16 protein-coding genes are annotated in these 17672 nt (G+C 64.6%); 2 read left to right on the top strand and 14 right to left on the bottom strand.

Features of this window, described 5'->3' with window-relative positions; all coding sequences use genetic code 11:
* Window positions 1-51: 51 nt before the first annotated feature.
* The 11 genes from VGC13_RS03670 to VGC13_RS03720 all read right to left on the bottom strand — a co-directional run bounded on the left by VGC13_RS03670 (window position 52) and on the right by VGC13_RS03720 (window position 11422).
* Window positions 52-1065, bottom strand: coding sequence for a nucleotidyl transferase AbiEii/AbiGii toxin family protein (locus VGC13_RS03670; RefSeq protein WP_331123850.1), 1014 nt, complete (start codon window positions 1063-1065; stop codon window positions 52-54).
* Window positions 1062-1562 (bottom strand): hypothetical protein, encoded by a 501-nt coding sequence (locus VGC13_RS03675; protein ID WP_331123851.1) that lies wholly within the window; start codon window positions 1560-1562, stop codon window positions 1062-1064. Before VGC13_RS03675 ends, VGC13_RS03670 begins: the two co-directional genes overlap by 4 nt.
* A 361-nt stretch (window positions 1563-1923) precedes the next feature.
* Complete coding sequence (locus VGC13_RS03680; protein WP_331123852.1) at window positions 1924-2448, bottom strand: GNAT family N-acetyltransferase; 525 nt, start codon at window positions 2446-2448, stop codon at window positions 1924-1926.
* Between the two features lie 216 nt (window positions 2449-2664).
* Window positions 2665-3801, bottom strand: a complete 1137-nt coding sequence (locus VGC13_RS03685; RefSeq protein ID WP_331123853.1) for a hypothetical protein — start codon at window positions 3799-3801, stop codon at window positions 2665-2667.
* An 85-nt stretch (window positions 3802-3886) separates the two neighbouring features.
* Entirely contained in the window at window positions 3887-4264 is a 378-nt protein-coding gene (locus VGC13_RS03690) for a hypothetical protein (protein ID WP_331123854.1), read from the bottom strand.
* A gap of 120 nt (window positions 4265-4384) precedes the next feature.
* Entirely contained in the window at window positions 4385-4924 is a 540-nt protein-coding gene (locus tag VGC13_RS03695; RefSeq protein WP_331123855.1) for a hypothetical protein, read from the bottom strand.
* Between the two features lie 542 nt (window positions 4925-5466).
* A complete protein-coding gene (locus VGC13_RS03700) occupies window positions 5467-5808 on the bottom strand; it encodes a hypothetical protein (protein WP_331123856.1) in 342 nt (113 codons plus the stop codon).
* Window positions 5809-5947: 139 nt separating this feature from the next.
* A complete protein-coding gene (locus VGC13_RS03705; protein ID WP_331123857.1) occupies window positions 5948-6814 on the bottom strand; it encodes a hypothetical protein in 867 nt (288 codons plus the stop codon).
* 21 nt (window positions 6815-6835) lie between these two features.
* Window positions 6836-7129 carry a hypothetical protein gene (locus tag VGC13_RS03710; protein ID WP_331123858.1) on the bottom strand — a complete coding sequence of 98 codons (294 nt, stop codon included), beginning with the start codon at window positions 7127-7129 and terminating at the stop codon, window positions 6836-6838.
* 140 nt (window positions 7130-7269) lie between these two features.
* Window positions 7270-8478 carry a hypothetical protein gene (locus VGC13_RS03715; RefSeq protein ID WP_331123859.1) on the bottom strand — a complete coding sequence of 403 codons (1209 nt, stop codon included), beginning with the start codon at window positions 8476-8478 and terminating at the stop codon, window positions 7270-7272.
* A gap of 70 nt (window positions 8479-8548) precedes the next feature.
* Window positions 8549-11422 carry an FAD-binding and (Fe-S)-binding domain-containing protein gene (locus tag VGC13_RS03720; RefSeq protein ID WP_331123860.1) on the bottom strand — a complete coding sequence of 958 codons (2874 nt, stop codon included), beginning with the start codon at window positions 11420-11422 and terminating at the stop codon, window positions 8549-8551.
* A gap of 413 nt (window positions 11423-11835) precedes the next feature.
* On the opposite strand from VGC13_RS03720, the gene VGC13_RS03725 reads away from it, so the two are divergent.
* On the top strand, window positions 11836-12054 hold the full coding sequence (locus tag VGC13_RS03725) for a hypothetical protein (RefSeq protein ID WP_331123861.1): 219 nt from the start codon (window positions 11836-11838) through the stop codon (window positions 12052-12054).
* Window positions 12055-12219: 165 nt separating this feature from the next.
* Here the strand turns inward: VGC13_RS03725 and VGC13_RS03730 are convergent, their stop codons facing one another.
* Complete coding sequence (locus tag VGC13_RS03730) at window positions 12220-13599, bottom strand: IS4 family transposase (RefSeq protein WP_331123862.1); 1380 nt, start codon at window positions 13597-13599, stop codon at window positions 12220-12222.
* Between the two features lie 324 nt (window positions 13600-13923).
* A complete protein-coding gene (locus VGC13_RS03735) occupies window positions 13924-15165 on the bottom strand; it encodes a multidrug effflux MFS transporter (RefSeq protein ID WP_331123863.1) in 1242 nt (413 codons plus the stop codon).
* Window positions 15166-15714: 549 nt separating this feature from the next.
* On the opposite strand from VGC13_RS03735, the gene VGC13_RS03740 reads away from it, so the two are divergent.
* Entirely contained in the window at window positions 15715-16461 is a 747-nt protein-coding gene (locus tag VGC13_RS03740; protein WP_331123864.1) for a metallophosphoesterase, read from the top strand.
* Window positions 16462-16480: 19 nt separating this feature from the next.
* Here the strand turns inward: VGC13_RS03740 and VGC13_RS03745 are convergent, their stop codons facing one another.
* Window positions 16481-17590 carry a DUF3667 domain-containing protein gene (locus VGC13_RS03745; RefSeq protein ID WP_331123865.1) on the bottom strand — a complete coding sequence of 370 codons (1110 nt, stop codon included), beginning with the start codon at window positions 17588-17590 and terminating at the stop codon, window positions 16481-16483.
* Between the last annotated feature and the right edge of the window lie 82 nt (window positions 17591-17672).

The following is a 17672-nucleotide window of genomic DNA, read 5'->3' on the forward strand; positions in this document are numbered from 1 at the left end:
TCGTTCATCGGGTGGAGACGGAGGCAAACCTGCACTCCAGAGGTGCACCGTTCAGCCGTCCGAATCTAGCGGGCCAGCCGGCATGGGGTTGCGCCGCAGCCATTCGATGATGGTTTCACACGATTCCGCAAAGGTCATCCTCGTGCCCCAGAACATCCCTCTGATCGCATCGTAGCCAGCCTGGATCTGTCGGCGGAGCGCATCGTCGGGAAGTACAAAGGCTTCGTCGTCGGGTAAAACCAGTTTGCGGATCTGGTGCTCCGCGTACATCGTGCGCGCGAGTTCCGGGACGCTGCACTGGATCCCGGGGAGCGAGGACTCGGCACGGATGATCCGGGCGGCGTCCTCGTAGTGCCGGGCGAACGACGCGGCCTCAAAGCGATCTGCCGCACGATGGTATCGGCGTGTGATGGCGTCGAGCTTTTCGACCAGCGTTACGTAGGGGTGTACGCACTCAACCGCCCTGGCCCGGTTGTCGGTGAACGCCTGGAGCTCGCCCCGGGCAGCCAGCCATTCGTGCACCGCGGAGGTGACCGGCCGCGAAACCGATGGCGCCACCGCCGACCTCGCGTTGTTTCCGTACGATGTTTCCAGAAAGACGTAGGGCCGGAGCACCGAATCCTCGCCGCTCAACGCACCCACGAAATGCCCGGGGTAGCGGACTCGGTATGCCGGGTTCCGGAACGTCTCGTCATGCTGTCGATCGAGAACGATCTCTGCTCCGGGTACCTGCAGCGCGGGGAGCAACGCCTCCCAGAACTCCTGCCGCACCTTGTTGGGCCCAGGCGCCTCCCGCTTCCAGCTGCTGACGGGTGGAAGGTTGGCGATTGTTCCCGGCAGGACGACGAGATCGATGTCTTCTGAAAAGCGCTCGATCAGATTGAACGCCTTTGAGAGGGACGTGCCTCCTTTGAACCAGAACTGCAGCCCGGATTGGGAAAGCGCCCATAGCGAGTGGCAGATCCAGTAGTCCTTCTCGATCATGGCGGCCGAGGTAATTGGCCCCTCTGCCGCGACGGCATCAATGATGTCGGAGAACTCCGGATCCCCATGGACGAAGCTCACGCGGCCTCCGACACAAGCTCAAGTGCCTGCTCGACCAGCTTTTGCGTGTTCCGGGTGCCATACTCCCGGGCTGTCTCCCGGAGCCGGTCCCTGTCCAGGCCGCCCTGGCCGATGGCGTTTCTCATGCGCTTGATGAGGACCTCGGCGGCCAGTCCGACCGTATCCCGATGCTCAACGAGGTCCACCGCGTACCACTCCCGGGTTACGCGCGTGGGAAACGCCACCCGCCGCAGAAGAAACCGGCGGCCGCCAAGGTCGAACTCCCCGGAGCGCTTCGTGTTGTACACGAGCTGCTTCGGAAACAGTGCCGTGGATCCCAGGCCCAGTGCGTTCCAGTACTCCGGCCCCGTGAGCACGAAGGGCGTGTGATCGAGAAACGCCTCGAGAACCGCTTCCGCTTTTGGAGGTACTTCGCCGAACCGGGTTTGGCGCGGAGCCGCATACAGCCCCTGCGCCAGCGGTTTGAGCTGGCCCTGGGCCACGAGGCGCTTTGCCATTCGTGTGGGGTTCCCCGTCCACTGCCTGAGATCGCCTGTCCGGTACACGCATCCGGGCTCTGGCTGAAAACGGTTTCGGCGCCGTTCGTTCTCAGGTTGCGGCTTCATTCGCGGCCTCCAAGGTAAGAATTTCTCCGAAGAAAACATACCTTGTGGCGTTGCGCCAGACAAGCTCAGCCCACGATCCGCGCAACCTCTCCGCGCTTCGTGTGATGTGATGGTGGCAGCTGAAGCCGGGGGCGACGACCACCTCATAGGGCGCCGTCCCGCGTACGGCGGGAGAGAGCACGCGCTCGCCGCGAGCTTAGCTCGTGGTGGTTCTGCTCGTAGCAAGATCATCCCGCAGCATCCGCGCACCTGGTTACAAGGCTTCGGCTGACGGCGGAGAAACGAACGAGAACACCTGCCACCGTTTGTCGTGCAGCGCGATGATCCGCTGGGTGGCCGTGGAGCCGGTAAAGGCATCGATTGCGGCCTCCCAGAATGCCTGTGCGGGCTGATTGCCCTCCAGCACGGGTACTTCCCATGCTCCGGGAAAGCGCCGCCAGATCTCGTGCGCGACCGCCGCCCCAAGTCCGCGTCTGCGGTATCCACGCACGATGAAGAACTCCGCCATGTCCCAGACCCGCGGATCTGCGCTGATGCGCGAGCCCTTCGCGATGAGAACACAGCCGGCAAGCTGCCCGTCCACCCGCACCAGCAACGGAACGCAGCCCTCCTCGCGCCAGTAACGTGACAGCCCCGGGTACCCGAAGCGGCCGTCCGGCTGAAGCTGAAGGTCGATGAACTCGCTGAAGTCGTGCGCGTACAGCTCCAGCAAATTCGCCACCACCGGCTCCTGCGCAGCTTCGGCGAGAAACACTTCGACGCCGGACGGCAGTGACATCTGAGCGCTCATTGCACGGTGTCGGGGCTTAGTCAGCTGATCGTGCCATCGCCAACAACTCGGCTGTGTGCGGGCAGGGGCGGTTGTCGCAGAATTCGGCGATCTGGTGGCGGCAGCTGAGGCCGGGGGCGACCACCAAGTCATCGGCTGCCGATCCGCGTACGGCGGGAACTCCTCCAGCGTCACCGACGCGACGACCAGCGCCTTTGCAGCATCTTACTCGCGCCTGAGTGCGTTCATAGCAGACTTCAGCACCATCCGTCGATCTGCCGATTCATTAAGGTGTGATGTCTCCTCCAGCGCTCGCGAAATTACGCCATACAGAATCTCCCGCTCTGCGGGCGTGGCATTTCGTGCAGCGTTCAATAACGCAACTCCTGCGTGATAGGCAATGAAAGGCTGCTCATCCCTGTGCATCCTTTCTCCTAGCCATCTGAAATAGTCCTTGTTCGGGCGGGTCTGCAGGAAAACAATCGCTGCAAGCTGATCACCAGGGGACTGGCTCTGTACAAATTCGGACAACAGTGGGTACGCGGCCAACGAGAACGCGCGCATCTGGCTTGCGATCACCTCAAGTTTTCTAGTTCGCTCCGGACCACTCGACATAGCTGCACGTACGGCTTCATACTGAGTTGCCAAGGCACGGACCTGCTGACGCATGTGATCAAGCGTGAGGCCCGCGCTCGAGCTCACCGACTGAAGCCGTTGTGCTGCTTCTAGTTGCTCATCGGTAATCACTTGTCGATCGGGGGAGCGTTCTGTCAATCCTGGATCGCGTTGCGCGGCGGCTGCGATGTTCTGCAGGACAGCGGCGATCAAACGACGTGGATCTTTTTCAATAAAATCTCCCACCAACGCTAGTCGAGTCCAGAGATACCCGAGTAAAAATCCGATTACACCGAAATACACGACGAGACCTGCGGCGAAAGGCTGAGACCCCTTTGCTCCCAAACTTACTTCCCAATACCGACCGAGGGATTCGAGAGCATCAGGAACGCGTCCAAGCTGCACAAGTCCAACACCCACGAGCATTTTGGTCAACCAATCGGAAATTTCCTCCAGATTGGTGTTCGGCTGGTAGTCTCCTACGACGAGAGATGCACTCGAACCAGGTTCGATCTTTCGCTGCAGGGTTTTTGGGATTCCAAAAAGAAAGCCTAACAGTACCCCCGTAAACAGCGAAGCCCCCGCGAGCACAAAAGCCGCCGCTGTCGCTGATCGATCGGCCAAGTCTGCTTGATAAAGGACCGCAAGTGATCCTACAATGACGCCGAAACCGAGAATGCGGCGCCATTTTGATTGACTATCATCAGCTTGAAAGAAGGCTGTAAGCCAAGAAATGAGGCGATTCACGCTTCCTCCTAAGGACGGGAAACGGCACAAAGCCATGTGCCCCGCATGCGCGGGTATCCAGACGTGCGACTATGAAGCTACCGTTCTACTGATAAAGCAAGTCCTTGGTTGTAGAGCCTGTTAGTTCATCGCTCCTGTTGTGGCGCTCCCCCGAACCGCCACGGACAAAGTATTGCTGCGCCGTAACGGCGGACTGAAAGTGATCCCCCGTCGTCGCTAGCAACTCGGCGGTGTGGAGGCTGCGGCGGTTGTCGCAGAAGTCGGCGATCTGGTGGCGGCAGATGAAGCCGGGGGCGACGACCAGGTCATCGGCCGCGGTCCCGCGCACGGCCGGGAAGAGCACGCGCTCGCCGCAGGCCTGGCTCACCTCGTAGTGGCCCTGCTCGTAGCCGAATGAGCCCGCCATCCCGCAGCATCGGCTGTACAATATGCTGAACTCCAGCCCCTCCACCTTGCTCAGCACCTACCGCATGGGCTCCAGCCGACGAGCGCTTTCTAGTGGCAGTGGCCGTGCACGATGGCGCAACGCTCCAGGCGGCCCAGCTTCTAGTCCAACCGGATTCGTCCTTCTCAAGAAAAGCCATCAGGTCGACGGTGCGGCTCCCGGATTCGAGGGATCTCCCGAGCCGAGCGCCGGAGTACTAGCTGCGCCCTTACTTAGCCGGGTTGTGGACGTTTTCCCAGACCGAATTGCTTCCAGTTGACTCTCAAAAGTGCCAAACAGATGATCGCCCTCCCTCCCAAATACCTCGGGTGCGACTTCAAGCAGTTCATCATCGGTAAGCAAAGCAAGGTACTTATCTCGAGTCTTTCTCCGTTCCGACCGAATGACTTCTCTACGGGCGTACCGCATTGCTGCGACTGCAGCAACGACAGCAAATAACGAAACGAACCAGAGCAGAAAGGCTCCAAGAATCGTGAGTTGCTCGACGCCTGCGGGCCTGCTGAGCAGCGAAGGTCCTCTAATCGCGCTTTCCAAGATGAGCGAGCCGTTCAGCGCCGCGAGTGGGAGGAGAATGATCATTCCTACACGCTGTAGTCCGCGATACTTATGTGACATTTGTCTCATTCGCTCATGCTCTGAACGCTGAATGATTTCAGCTAGTTCGCGCATCTCAGCCATTTTTTCCTCCTGGCCGTAATACCTCTGCGAGGACATAGAACAGCAATGCACACAGTGTGAGAAGGAAGATATTTCCTAAGATCGCTATCATCAGAATTCCGGTCAGCTTATTCCAGATCGTAGGCAGAGCGGCTAGAAACCCGGTGAGCCCAATCCCTGCCAAGAGCCCAGATCCTTTCGCAAGTACCGAGCAAATAGAACTAGGCAATGTGTGGGTTATTCCGACGCCAGCAGGTGCCGCGGGTGCCGCAAATGCCGCAGGTGGAGCACCCGAGGCAGGTGGCGTACCCGGTGCAGGTGGAATACCTGTTGGCACTAACGCTGTTAGTTCCCCCGGGATAGAGAGCACAGGAGAGGGAGACGGTTCAATCGGTTCTGCGGGAGCCGACAGATGCTTTCTCCTTAATAAATCTCGATACCGCTGTTGCTGATCAGGAATGTCAGTCATCACGATGCCCTGGCTAGGAAACAGCACTCGTCAAAGATAAAACGATTACCTACTCGAAAGGCAAGACTTGCGGTGGAGGGGATCCCGCTCCCGTTCAATGATCGAACCCTCCGCCATCTGACCCCGCCATCGCCAGCAACTCCGCCGTGTGCAGGCTCCGCCGGTTGTCGCAGAAGTCGGCGATCTGGTGGCGGCAGCTGAAGCCGGGGGCGACGACCAGGTCATCGGACGCCGTGCCGCGGACGGCGGGGAAGAGCACTCGCTCGCCGCAGGCCTGGCTTACCTCGTAGTGGCTCCGCTCGTAACCGAATGAGCCCGCCATCCCGCAGCATCCGCTGTCCAGAATGCTGAACTCCAGCCCCTCCACTTTGCTCAGCACCTGGCGCGTGGGCTCCATGCCGACGAGCGCCTTCTGGTGGCAGTGGCCGTGCACCATGGCGCGGCGCCCTAAGCGGCCGAGGAGGCCGGCCGGCTGGCCAGGAACTCCTCCAGAGTCACTGACGCGGCGGCGAGCGCCTTGGTGCGCCCGTCGCGAAGGCAACTCGTCGCCCCGGCGTCCACCTGCCCCGCATTGATTAGCCAGCATACAGACCGTCAACGAAGGCTGCAAGCTCGCGCGGATGGGCGGTTCTGGTAAGCAGCAGCCGGAACTGGCGAGCGGTTTGGAACTTGGGAAACAGCTGGTGAATCAAATCAACCGTGGCTGACCAACTACTATAGAACTTCGGTACGTCGTGTCGACGCAGAAACATTTGTACAAACTGTGCGCCTGTAGAAATCTTTCCGCCTGACGATTGACGGGTTTCGGATGCGGTGTGACCCGCGAGGGCTACTTGGCGAATCAGGAACTCATCCTTTGCTTCCAGCGAAGCCAACATTCCCTTCGGGAGATGTGTGAAGAAGGATTTGAGGCGCTCATCTGTGCGGTACTGTAGCGGCAGGGGCTTCAGGGCAGGGCGGGCGAGTTCAACGCGTGCAGCTGAAGTATCGTTAAGATAGACGAACAGAAACGCCCGGGCGTAGCTCGTACAGGCAAAGGTGTATTCCGAGTGGTTGGAAGACTCCGATAGCTGATCGGACAGTCCAAGAATTTCAATGGCTCTGTCGCAGATCGCGTTTCTCTTGTCGCTCTCCGCAGGATCATACAGGCGAGCGAACGAGGTCATCGCCCAATCCAGAACATAATCGCCTTTTTCCTCCGGTGGAGTCTCGTAGAATCCACGTTCGTACTCACGGTCAGCAGCATCGCTTTCGCCGATCCGAGTGAAGGCATTCCCACGGAACCGGCGCAATTTGGCGTGTAGATGAGGACTGTTCAGAACGGACTCAGGAACCGGGATTGCCAAACTCTCTGCGATCGAGTTGGCGTCTCCATAGAGGATGGCGGCGTTATACAGGTCGACGAGCGCATGGAAATCGCGGTCGGCTGATTCTTTTTGCATTGTCGGAACTCGTGAATGTGATTACCCCGCCATCGCCAGCAACTCGGCTGTGTGCAGGCTCCGGCGGTTGTCGCAGAAGTCGGCGATCTGGTGGCGGCAGCTGAAGCCGGGGGCGACGACCAGGTCATCCGCCGCTGTCCCGCGCACCGCAGGGAAGAGCATGCGCTCGCCGCAGGCTTGGCTCACCTCGTAGTGGCCCTGCTCGTAGCCAAAGCTGCCCGCCATCCCGCAGCATCGGCTGTCCAGGACGGTGAACTCCAGCCCCTCTACCTCGCTCAGCACCTGCCGCGTGGGCTCCACGCCGACGAGCGCCACGGGTGGCAGTGGCCGTGCACGATGGCGCGGCGCTCCAGGTGCCGTCGTCACAGGCCGAGACATCAGTCCGCAGCCGCACTCTGCGGCGCGATTTATACTGTGACTCTCCGGATCCAACACAAGAGTAGGCGCCTAGATTTCTACTGAGCTAGACGCTGAGCCTTTAGAAGAAAGTAAAAGTCATTCAACTCCACGTCCTTCTTCGCATCCGCGTGACTGTCGACGGGGCCAAGGGCTGATAGTGCTGTGCCCAAGCCAGTTGCCAGGAGTAGCGGGTTACCTGTTAGAAGCCCACAGGCAGTGCTAAGCGCCCCAACTCCCACACGTAGCCCTGCCTTCCGCGCAAGCGCGCGCTCTGCAGCCTGCAAACGGCGAGACAGATCTAGGATCGCTGGCTCAAGGATGTCTGTTTGGATCTCTTTTGCGATCACCTCGGCCGAGGCGTCCACCTTTAACTTCTCAGTTGCAGCTTTACGAAGCGCTGTGCGGAATGCCTCAAAATGCATGCGCTCATCGTCCCTCAAACGCAAAAGTGTAGCTGTCGATAGCCCATCCACGACCGGTAACCGGAGGTGAAAAAACACCTGTTCGGCGGTAGGCGCAGGCGGTGAGGTTGCCATCGCAGTATGAAAATTAACCCCAATGCCCAACGAACTGTTCGTATCGGCGGCGGCCCGGATGTCCGATGACAGGTGGGCCGCAAAGCGCGCGGTCACCGCCTTGGCGACTACTCGCAACAGATCGGCAGAACTAAACGAAGAAGCCTCCCCGCCTACAGCACCCCACGTTGTGTGCTCCATATTGGGGTGATCGAACCTGTAGTGAAAGTGATCTCCGTGTTGCACAACGTCAGAAAGGGTACCACGGTCCATTAACCATGTTAGATAAGCCTCGTTGTTAATTGCTTGACGGACGAATGGCGTTTCGGGCGTAAACTCTTCGGTGCCAACATCAGGCTTCTGGACGAAGAAGACCAGTCGCTCAGCGCCGATATGCCGCAGATGAAGGATCAACCGTATGAAAATAAGGATCCGTTCATTGAAGTGCTCGGCGTCTTCCCACTCGGTGGCGTAATCTCGGGCTTCGGCACCGACGATCAGAACGTGATCGAAATAATGCCACACCTTGTGGAACAACTCGTCCACACGGTGCTGCAGAATATCCCACGCGTAAACATCGAGCGTGCCAGACAGATCCAATCCGCGTCCTGCCATAATCGAGGGTGCGGATTGGTTACCAGGCTTACCGGGCTGATACGAAGCAGCATGCAGGACGAGGTCGTCGCGGATAGAGCGAGTAGCAAGTGCTTCCCGAGCCCGGTTCATCGTGGTGACACCGTGCTTCTCCATCCATCGGGCTAACCAATACGTCTGGATAGTATCCATATTCGCCAGAAGGGATACACGTTGGCTGCTGTGCTCACCCAGCCATCGCCAGCAACTCGGCCGTGTGCACCGAGCGGCGGTTGTCGCAGAAGTCGGCGATCTGGTGTCGGCAGCTGAAGCCGGGCGCGACGACCAGGTCATCGGCTTCCGTCCCGCGCACGGCCGGGAAGAGCACGCGCTCGCCGCAGGCCTGGCTCACCTCGTAGTGGCCCTGCTCGTAGCCGAACGAGCCCGCCATCCCGCAGCATCCGCTGTCCAGGATGCTGAACTCCAGTCCCTCCACCTTGCTCAGCACCTGGCGCGTGGGCTCCATGCCGACGAGCGCCTTCTGGTGGCAGTGGCCGTGCACGATGGCGCGGCGCTCCAGGCGGCCGGGGCGGTAGTCCGGCAGGCTGGCCAGGAACTCCTCCAGCGTCACCGACGCGGCGGCCAGCGCCTTCGTCCGCCCGTCGCGCACCAGGTCCGGCAGCTCGTCGCGCAGGGTGAGGATGCAGCTGGGCTCGATGCCCACGATCCACGCGCCCGCCTCTACCTCGGGCGCCAGCGTGTCCAGCAGCGTGGTCTGCAGGTCGCGCGCGTGGTCCAGCAGGCCCTTGCTCACCGCCGCGCGGCCGCAGCACACCTGCTTGCGCGGCAGCTTTACGGTAAAGCCGGCGCGCTCCAGCACGGTGACGGCGGCCTGCAGCGGGCCGGGGCCAAAGAAGCCGTTGAAGGTGTCGTCGAACAGGATCACCGTCGGCTTCTCGTAACCAGGGACCACGCGGCGCTTGCGGAACCAGCGGCGAAAGGGCTCGGGCGCGAACGACGGCATCTCGCGCCGCGGGTCGATGCCGCCCGCCGCCTTGATGGCGCCGGAGAGCATGCGGTTGCCGAAGTTGGCGAAGCCGGGCGCGACGGAGGCCGCCTTGGCCACGTCGTGGATGCGCCCGAAGAACTGCGCCTTGCGGTCCGTGCCGTGCTCGCGGTGGTGCTGGGCCAGGAACTCGGCCTTGTAGCGCGCCATGTCCACGCCCACGGGGCACTCCGTCTTGCACGCCTTGCACGCCAGGCACAGGTCCAGCGCCTCCAGCACCTCGTGGCTGCGCATTCCCGGCAGGTTGCCCTTCATGGCCTCGCGCAGCGCGTTGGCACGGCCGCGGGTGCTGTGCTGCTCCTCCAGCGTCACCATGAAGCTGGGGCACATGGTCCCCGCGTCCAGCTTGCGGCAGACGCCCATCCCGTTGCACTTCTCCACCGCCACGGCAAAGTCGCCGCCGTCCTCCGAATAGTCGAACCACGTCTGCGGGGGATGGGCGCGATAGTCCTCACCAAAGCGCAGGTTTTCGCTCATCCGCTGCACGGGCGGCACGATCTTGCCCGGGTTCATGCGGTCTTCCGGATCGAACGCGTGCTTTACCCGGCGGTGCAGGTCCATGATCTCCGGGCCAAACATGATCGGCAGGAATTCGCTGCGGCTCAGCCCGTCGCCGTGCTCGCCGCTCAGCGACCCGCCGAACTCCACCACCAGCTCCGCCACCTCGTGGGCGATGCGCTGCATCCGGCTCACGTCCTCGCCGCGCTTCAGGTTCAGGTCCACGCGGATGTGCAGGCATCCCTGCCCCGCGTGCCCAAAAAAGCCCAGCGACGTCCCGTTGCGCGCGACGATCTCCTCGAAGCGGCGGGTGTACGCGCCCAGCTTTTCCGGCGCGATGCCGGTGTCTTCCACGAACTCCTGCGGCTTGATGTCGCGGTGGCTGGTCGTTCGGTACAGCAGCCCCGTCGCCGCCTGCCGCAGCGCCCACGCCGCGTTCTGCTCCACGGCGGATAGAAAGACGCCGGCGACCGGATTCCCCGGCAGCGACGGCGCGCGGCGGGCAAAGTCGTGCGCGCGCTCCGACACCTCGTCCGCCGTCTCGCCGCTGAACTCGCAGAACAGCACGCCCATGGCGTCCGCCGCCACCAGCGCGGCCGTCGCTCGAAAGTCGAAAAGCTCGCGCGCGCCCTGCATCACCCGGCTGTCCACGATCTCCAGCGCGGAAAGGCCGGGCTCGGGAAGGATGAAGGGCGTGGCATCCATCGAGGTGAACCGCTCGCGGAAGCTCAGCAGCACCAGCGCGCGGTGTGCCGGCACGGGAACCAGCCCCAGCGTCGCCTCCACCACCGTCGCCAGCGTGCCTTCCGATCCCACGATCAGGTGCGCGAGGTTCAGCTCCGGCGCCTCGAGCATGGCGTCGAAATTGTAGCCGCTCACCCGCCGCGGCACCTTGGGATACCGATCGATGATGCGCGCGCGCTCCGGCTCCAGCAGCGCCATCACCCGCCGCGCCAGCTCGCCCTCCACTCCGGCCATCGTCGGAATTCCATCCCGATCCACCGCCCCGAAGTGCGCATGCGCGCCGTCGCCCAGAATGCAGTCCAGCGTGTGCACGTGGTCGCCGGTCTTGCCGTAGACCAGCGAGCGCGCCCCGCACGAGTTGTTGCCGATCATCCCGCCCAGGCAGCACTGGCGGATGGTGGCGGGATCGGGCCCAAAGTGCAGCCCGTGCGGCGCCGCGTGGCGGTTCAGCCGGTCCAGACGAAGCCCCGGCTGCACCCGCGCCGTCCGTCGGTCGGGGTCGATGGACAGCACGCGGTTCATGTACTTGCCAAAGTCCAGCACCAGCGCGGGCCCCACCGTCTGCCCCGCCAGCGCCGTCCCGCCGCCGCGCGGAAGGACGGGGACGCCGTGCTCGGCCGCCAGCCGCGTCGCGCTCGCCACGTCGTCCGCGTCCCTGGGGACGACGACGCCCACGGGGAGGATCTGGTACAGCGACGCGTCGGTGCTGTAGAGCAGGCGACTCTTGGCGTCGAAGCGCACCTCGCCCCGGATCTTTTCCTTGAGGGCGCGCTCCAGGCGGGCTCCCTTTGCGTCGGGCTGAATGACGAGCATGTGCCGTGGCTGCCGGTTGCGTGCGGCGCGCGGGACCCTGCGGACAGTGCCGCGCCCGTGCGCCGGGAAATTTCGGAACTTGCGAGACGGAGGGTTGCCCGGCACGCGGCGGGCCACGGCGAAAGGCAGGGGGCCCCTCCCCCGGCCCCTCCCCGTTCGTTCCTCACGGAGAGGGGAGAATTCGATCGCGCTGCTACGGGGCTTCGAGCGCGTCGGCGGGCGCCCCCTCCGGCTCGCCTAGGCTCGCCACCTCCCCCAAAACTGCTGGGGGAGGTTGGATTGTTCCCCACGATCCAACCGCAGGGCTTCTTGTGTAGTGCGCGCGATGGCGCAATTGCGTCGCCTGTTGCCAGCGGCGTAGCTTGATCCGGGATTTTCCTTTCCCGATTCTTTTCGCCTGCAGGAGGAAGCCGATGAAAAAGATCAGCCTCGACGTGGAGACGCTGAAGGTCACGACCTTCGCGACCGAGCCGGAGCCCGACGTCACGCGCGGAACGGTCGAGGCGCACGCAACGCCCGGGTGTGGCACGACCACCTGCGCCACACGCCTGTACGGGACCCTCCCCTGCGCCACGTGCGAGGCGGCAAGCTGCGCCGAGACGTGCACCAATCCGTACAAAACCCAGTGCTAGGCAGGCTCGGCGGCTGAGCGCGCCGAAACGGACTTTCGAAACGGGATCGAATTCTCCCCTTTCTCCCGCTCCGCGGGGGAGAGGGGCCCCGTCGGCGCCAGCTCGACCTCCTTCGCCGATCCGCGATCCCAGCCCTACAGTCCGCGCAGGCGCAATCCCGTTCATCTAAGCACTACAACGTGGGCGCAAGGGACTTTCTGGCTCCTGTCCGTTCGCCGTTTTGCTGCGTACTTGCTCTGCTTGCGCTTCACGACGCGCTTTGCCTGACGCGACCTTCGTGGCCCGACGTCCTCCTCGAGGATTTGGGCTACCACCATCGCGTGCAGCTCCGCCCAGTCCTGAGGGGGAAATGGCCGCGAAGCGCGGCAGGGTTCGGCGGACTACTCGCAGTGTATGCACAAACGAGATTCGGTCCGGGTCTCGTCCGGCGCTCAGCGCCGCCTCGTGCATCAGCCCACGAATCGCGAAGTGCGCCAACAGCAGGCCATAGCACTCCTGCCGCACCAGTTCCGGCGTCTGGCTGCGCAGCACCGTCCTCGCGCCGCGCATGTGCGTCTTCAACTCGTCCAGCGCCGTCTCGAACTCCCACCGCTCGTGGTACACTTCCGCCAGTTCCTCCGCGGGTGCCGCCTGCCAGTCCAGGATCGAGGTAATGATGCGGATTGTTTCTTCCTTCCGCTTCGGACCCTCCACCTGATAGTCGATCACCCGCACCGGGATCGGCTCTCCCCTCGGCTCTCCCTTCTTTGCCCGCGGCGGACGGAACCAGCTCAGGAAAGAGCCGTCCGGAAACCGCTCCACCACCGGAAAGTGGATCACCTGCCGGACACGCCACACCAGCTCCGCGCCCGTCTCGGTCGCCTGCTTCCAGAGAGGGTACCCGGGAAAGTAGCGGTCCGCCAGGCACAGCATCCCGGGCCGCAGGTGCCGCACCACCTCGCGCGCCAGCGTGACCTCACCCGTGGCGTAGCTACCCAGGACCGCTCCGAACAGCACGTGTGTCCCCACCTCCACCAGTCCAACCACACGAATCAGAGGATACGCGCTCTGCCCACCAGACGGTGACGGCGGCCGCCCGAATGCCTCCTCGTTTGCCGGGGTGTCCGGCGCCTCAAGCGTGGAGCCGTCCATGGCCACTGTCTGCCAGTCGCGGTAGAACGCCCCTTGCGTCTTCGGTGTGGCGATCGGATTCACCGCCTGCTCGTAAAGCCGCTTCAACGGCTCCTCCCCCAGCCGGCTGCGTGCCTGCGAGATCCCCGACTTGCCCGCGGCCTGCAGCCGGATCCCAAGTCCCAGGACGATGCCAAGGCCTTCCAGCAGGACCCGCAGGACCTCTCGCATCCCTTCCTGGCGATACAGCGCCATCGTGATCACGTAATACATCATCACGTGCGCCGGCAGATCCCGCTGCCGCTTGCTGCTGCGCCCCGTTTCCTCGAGAACCCTTTTGATCTCACCCAGGGGAAACTGCTTCGTCAGGACCCCGACGTTGATGAGATCGGTCAGCCGATCTCCTTCGTGCCGAAGCTTGCTCGTGCGCGCCATGGGCTCTCCAGAAGCTGGTGGTGAGCCCAATATAGCACGTCAGGTAAACAAAGTGAACGGTATTGCGCGCAGGCGGACTTCGCGCTTTTCAGCGGCGAATTCATTCGCTCCTGGGAGGTGGGCGAGTAATGCGAGCCCGGAGGGGGCGCCCGCGGGTCGCACGTAGCCCCGCCTCATGCCTCCGCGGCCGCGGGGAGAGGGGCCCCGTCGGGCGTAGGCTCGATCTCCTTCGACGATCCTCCACTCCCAGCCTCACACCCAACCTCCCCCAGCAGTTTTGGGGGAGGTGGGCGAGTAATGCGAGCCCGGAGGGGGCGTTCCCCCTCACGCCTCCGCGGCCAGCGGCGGCGACACGGCCTCTTCCTCCGCCATCGCACGCGGGGGGCGGGCGGCGCGGTGCACCAGCAGGGTAAGCGCGCCGGCGATGGCCACGGTGGTGGCCAGCGAGCGCGGGGTGTGGTCGTAGAAGGCGCCCACCAGCGCGCCGGAGATGGCGCCGCCCGCCGTCTGCACGCTGCCGATGAGCGACGAGGTCACGCCCGCGATGCGCCCGTGCGGCGCCAGCGCGGCCGCGGTCGCGTTGGGCTGCACCAGCCCCATCCCCACCATGTACGCCATCATCGGCACCATCACCCCCGCCACCCCGCCGATGCCCAGCCACGCCAGCGCGCCCAGCGCCACCCCGGCGCCAAACACCAGCCGCACGCCGCGGCGCAGCAGCCGGTCCGGCGCCAGGCGCACCACCCAGCGGCGGTTGAGCGTGGCACCCGCCATCAGCGCCAGCGCGGGAAGCGCGAACAGCACGCCGAACAGCCCGCGCGGCACGCCGAACCCGTCGATCAGCACGAACGGCGAGCCGCTGATGTACGCGAACATCCCCATGTACGAAAAGCAGATCGTCAGCCCGTGGCGCAGGCTCTCGGGGTGCGTGGCGACGGTGACGTAGCTGCGCAGCAGGGCGGGGCGCTCCGCCTGGCGCACGGCGGTGGGAAGCGTCTCGGGCAGCCGGCGCCAGCAGATCAGCCACAGCAGCACCCCCGCCCCCGCCAGCGTCATGAAGATCGCCGGCCACCCCAGCCACACCAGCAGAAACCCGCCCAGCGTGGGCGCCACCAGGGGCGCGGCGATCATCACCTGCGTGATCTGGCTGAGCACCCCCGACGCCTGCGCGCCGCTGAAGCAGTCGCGGACGATGGCGCGCGCCAGGATGGGTCCCACGCTGGCGCCCAGCCCCTGCACCAGCCGCCCGGCCAGCAGCACGGGAAGCGACGGGCTGAACGCGCACGCCAGGCTGGCCACGGTGAACAGCGCCAGCCCCGCCAGCAGCACCGGCCGCCGGCCAATGCGGTCCGCCACCACGCCGCACGCCAGCTGGCCGATGGCGAAACCCGCCAGGAACAGGCTCAGCGTCAGCTGCACCGCGCCCACGCTTGCGCCAAAGGTGCGCTGCAGCTGCGGCATGGCCGGCAGGCTCATGTCGATGGAGAGCGCCGAAAGGCCGGTGAGCCCGGCCAGAATGAGAACGGAGGGCGCGCGCACCCCCCGTGAAACCGCGGAATCGGACATCTGCACCGGCGGAGCGGGATTGGATCGATGGTCGGATGATGCGCCTGCCCGAATCGTGCCCCCCCGGCTTCATCGCGACCCGCGGCGCCCCTCCGGGCTCGCATGACAGGGATCGAACTGCGTCCGCCGGCGCCCCCCTCCCCGGCCCTCCCCCGCAAACTGCCCGGGGGAGGGTGACGCGACCCACAGCCCGTGGGAGCGGGATCGAATTCTCCTCTCCCCCATGCAGTTCATGGGGGAGAGGCTGGGAGAGGGGGGCCGCCGGCGGACGCGCCCGAACACCTGTCGAAGCGGCATCGAATTCCCCTTTTCTCCCACTCCGCGGGGGAGAGGGGCCGCGGGAGAGGGGAGCCCCGTCGCGCCGGCTCGATTTCCTTCGCCGATTCGCGATCCCAGCCTTACAGTCCGCGCAGGCGGACTTCGCGCTTTTCCAGCGGCGAATTCATTCGCTCCTGGGAGGTGGGCGAGTAATGCGAGCCCGGAGGGGGCGCCCGCGGGTCGCGCGTAGCCCCGCCCACACGCCGTTGCCGGGTCTGTTATCTTTCCTGGATGAAGATCCACGTCCTGAGCGACCTGCACTGCGAGTTCGCGCCGTTCCATCCACCCGCGACGGACGCGGACGTGGTGGTGCTCGCGGGCGACACGTGCACCGGCACGCGCGGCATCCAGATGGCGCGCGAGTGGTTTCCCGACCGGCCGGTGATGTACGTGGCTGGAAACCACGAGTACTACGGCGAGTCCACGCCGCGCCTGAACCGCAAGCTGGCCGAGGCGGCGCGCGGCTCCGGCATCCGCTACTTGGAGAAGGGTGAGGCGGTGGTGGGCGGCGTGCGCTTTCTGGGATGCACGCTGTGGACGGACTTCGAGCTCTTTGGCGAGCGGCAGAACTCCATGCACGCCGCGCAGGCCGCCATGAACGACTTTCGCCTGATCCGCGTGGACCCGGCGTACTACCGCTTTCGCCCGGCGGACGCGCGGGCGACCCACGCGGCGAGCCTGAGCTGGCTGGTGGAGCGGCTCGACACGCCGTTCGACGGGCCCACGGTGATCGTCACGCACCACGCGCCCAGCCTGCGCTCCGTGGATCCCCACTTTCAGGACCACCCCGTCACGCCCGCCTACGCCAGCGACCTGGAGTGGCTGCTGGACGGCCGCGCCGTTCTGTGGATCCACGGCCACACCCACGTCTGCGTGGATTACGAGATGGGCGGCACGCGCGTGCTCAGCAACCAGCGCGGCTATCCCGAAGAGCCGGCCGCGGGGTTCGATCCCGCCCGCGTGGTGGAGGTGGGATAGGCGTTCTCAGCCGAGTCGTCTACAGCGAGAGAGCCGACAGAAGCGCCGTCGCGGTGACGCCAAAGACCAGCAGGAACGTGTACGAAATGCCCAGGATGACGTACTTCGCGAAGGTGCGCACGACCCCCTCTCCGTAGACGCGCTTGAGCGCCAGGAACAGGTAGAGCACGAACCACCCCGCCAGCACCAGGTTCAGCGCCCCCAGCCGCGCCATCATCATCACCCCCGCGGTGGTAAAGGCGAACGCGTGCACGTGCAGCGCGAACACGAAGTGCTCCACGTAGAACCGCTTTCGGCGCACGTACAGCAGCTTCAGGATCAGCGCGAAAAGCGGCATCATCACGAACACGCCCACCGGCGCATTGTCCTCGAACGCCGCGATCATCGTCCGCAGCGCCTCGCGCCGGGGCATGGCGTTCAGCCGTTCCTCCGCGGCGTCGATGCGGCGGATGAGCGGCTTTACGAACGCCGGCACCTTCGTGGTATCCGCACCGGCCAGCTGAATGCCGCTCCCGGGGTCGGCGGAGCCGGAGCGCCGGGCCGCCGCCGCCAGCCTGACCGTGTCCTCTCCCTTCTGCCGGGCGTGCGCCAGCAGCACCGAATCGGCGATGCGGACGATGCGGACGGAATCCTCGTTCGCCTCGCCCACCGCCAGCACCGACATGTCCGCCGGGTCCGCCACGAACGACAGCGCCACGAAGAACAGCAGCGAGGTCACCAGGTACAGCCGGAACGGCGGGATGTAGCGTACCACGTGCCCCTGCACGTACTCTCGCGTCAGCCGCCCGGGGCGAAACAGCAGCGCCCCCAGCGTGCGGGGCAGGGTAGAGTTCACCGAGAGCTGGTCGTCCATCACCTCGCGCAGCATGCGGCGCAGCGAGACGCGCACGTCCACCTTTCGCTGTCCGCAGGTGGGGCAGAACTGGCCCACCGTGGGATCGCCGCAGTTCAGGCACGGCCGGTCCGGCGTCTTGCGCGAGTCCGGCCTGCGGTGCCACCAGCGTTTCCGCGCGATCGGCACCGGCGCGCCTGGCACGGACGAATCGGGCAGCACCGGCGCGCCCCACAACCCGGTAGAAGCGGATCGATCGGGATTCGGCGGGCCGGTGGGTGGATGGGGATCGGTCACGATGTTCGGGTGCGGCGGGGACGGCGGATGGAGATGCAGACGCGGAGGCTCATCCACCGGATGAGCCCCCGCGCGTCCGGCG

Source organism: Longimicrobium sp. (assembly GCF_036399255.1).
Classification (GTDB): Bacteria; Gemmatimonadota; Gemmatimonadetes; order Longimicrobiales; family Longimicrobiaceae; genus Longimicrobium.

Bases quoted from the DNA above. Each gene is read 5' to 3' on its own strand.
- VGC13_RS03695 (WP_331123855.1), bottom strand. From the start codon at position 4,924: ATGGCTGAGATGCGCGAACTAGCTGAAATCATTCAGCGTTCAGAGCAT.
- VGC13_RS03740 (WP_331123864.1), top strand. From the start codon at position 15,715: ATGAAGATCCACGTCCTGAGCGACCTGCACTGCGAGTTCGCGCCGTTC.
- VGC13_RS03705 (WP_331123857.1), bottom strand. From the start codon at position 6,814: ATGCAAAAAGAATCAGCCGACCGCGATTTCCATGCGCTCGTCGACCTG.
- VGC13_RS03725 (WP_331123861.1), top strand. From the start codon at position 11,836: ATGAAAAAGATCAGCCTCGACGTGGAGACGCTGAAGGTCACGACCTTC.
- VGC13_RS03735 (WP_331123863.1), bottom strand. From the start codon at position 15,165: ATGTCCGATTCCGCGGTTTCACGGGGGGTGCGCGCGCCCTCCGTTCTC.
- VGC13_RS03680 (WP_331123852.1), bottom strand. From the start codon at position 2,448: ATGTCACTGCCGTCCGGCGTCGAAGTGTTTCTCGCCGAAGCTGCGCAG.
- VGC13_RS03720 (WP_331123860.1), bottom strand. From the start codon at position 11,422: ATGCTCGTCATTCAGCCCGACGCAAAGGGAGCCCGCCTGGAGCGCGCC.
- VGC13_RS03715 (WP_331123859.1), bottom strand. From the start codon at position 8,478: ATGGAGAAGCACGGTGTCACCACGATGAACCGGGCTCGGGAAGCACTT.
- VGC13_RS03675 (WP_331123851.1), bottom strand. From the start codon at position 1,562: ATGGCAAAGCGCCTCGTGGCCCAGGGCCAGCTCAAACCGCTGGCGCAG.
- VGC13_RS03730 (WP_331123862.1), bottom strand. From the start codon at position 13,599: ATGGCGCGCACGAGCAAGCTTCGGCACGAAGGAGATCGGCTGACCGAT.
- VGC13_RS03700 (WP_331123856.1), bottom strand. From the start codon at position 5,808: ATGGTGCACGGCCACTGCCACCAGAAGGCGCTCGTCGGCATGGAGCCC.